Source organism: Streptomyces sp. NPDC059832 (genome assembly GCF_042731715.1).
In the GTDB taxonomy this organism is placed as follows: Bacteria; Actinomycetota; Actinomycetes; order Streptomycetales; family Streptomycetaceae; genus Streptomyces.
Window position 1 is genome coordinate 1 of record NZ_JBHWIY010000116.1, and the last position, 1,248, is coordinate 1,248.

The window sequence follows — 1,248 nt, forward strand, 5'->3', positions numbered from 1 at the left end:
AAGGTGCGGACGGTGGCCCAAGGCCGCAAGAAGCTGGTCCGTGAGCGGGAGGAATACTTCCGGCTCATGGACCAGGGCCTGACCAGCTACGAAGCATGCCGGATCGTCGGGATCAACTACCGGACCGGCAAGCGGTGGCGTAACGGCAGGAATCCGGCCCCCACGCACAAGGGAGCGCCGCCTGTTCAGCGGGCGGCGCCCTCGTCGGGTCCCAGCCGGTACTTGAAGGAGGCGGACCGGATCCACATAGCCGACCGACTGCGGGAGAAGGCCACGGTCCGTGCGATCGCTGCCGAGCTGGGCCGCAGCCCGTCGACCATCAGCCGGGAGATCCGACGGAACGGCACCGTTGATCCGCGAGGCGGTCGGCGCTACCGTCCGTATGCCGCCCAGGCCCGCGCGGATGCCCGCCGGCCCCGCCCCAAGCCCGGGAAGATCGGCCAGAACCCCGCACTACGCGCCTTCATCCAGGGCCGCCTGGACCTACGGTGGAGCCCGGAGCAGATCTGCCAGGCTCTGCGCCAGGCATTCCCCGAGCGGCCGGAGATGCACGTGGTCCACGAGACCGTCTACCAGGCCCTCTACGTCCAGGGCCGCGGCGAACTGCGCCGTGAACTGGCCAGAGCGCTACGGACCGGCCGCGTGCGGCGCAAACCCCGCCGCCAGGCCCAGCAACGCAGACCCCGCTTCCGCGACCCGATGGTCATGATCAGCGAGCGCCCCGCCGAAGCAGAGGACCGAGCGGTGCCCGGCCACTGGGAGGGCGACCTCATCATCGGCAAGGACAACGGCTCGGCCATCGGCACCCTCGTCGAACGCTCCACCCGCTACGTGATGCTCGTGCACCTGCCGAACGGCCGAAGCCCCGAACTGGTCCGTGACGCTCTGATGGAGACCGTCACCACCCTGCCGACCCACCTGAGGCGGTCCCTGACCTGGGACCAGGGCAGCGAGATGGGACGCCACCGTGAGTTCACCGTCGCCACGGACGTGCCGGTCTACTTCTGCGACCCGGCCAGCCCCTGGCAGCGAGGCTCCAACGAAAACACCAACGGCCTGCTGCGCCAGTACTTCCCCAAGGGCACCGACCTGTCCGCACACACCCGCGAACACCTCGACGCCGTCGCCGCCGAACTCAACGGCCGACCACGCAAAACGCTCGACTGGGAAACCCCAGCCGAGCGTCTCGCTAAGCTCCTGGCAACAGCCAGTTGATCACCTGTGTTGCCACGACCCTTGGAATTCGCC

1 protein-coding gene is annotated in these 1,248 nt (G+C 68.9%); it reads left to right on the plus strand.

Annotated elements, in window-relative coordinates; all coding sequences use genetic code 11:
* Positions 1 to 66: 66 nt before the first annotated feature.
* On the plus strand, positions 67 to 1,215 hold the full coding sequence (locus ACFV8T_RS45605) for an IS30 family transposase (protein WP_385339813.1): 1,149 nt from the start codon (positions 67 to 69) through the stop codon (positions 1,213 to 1,215).
* Positions 1,216 to 1,248: the final 33 nt, after the last annotated feature.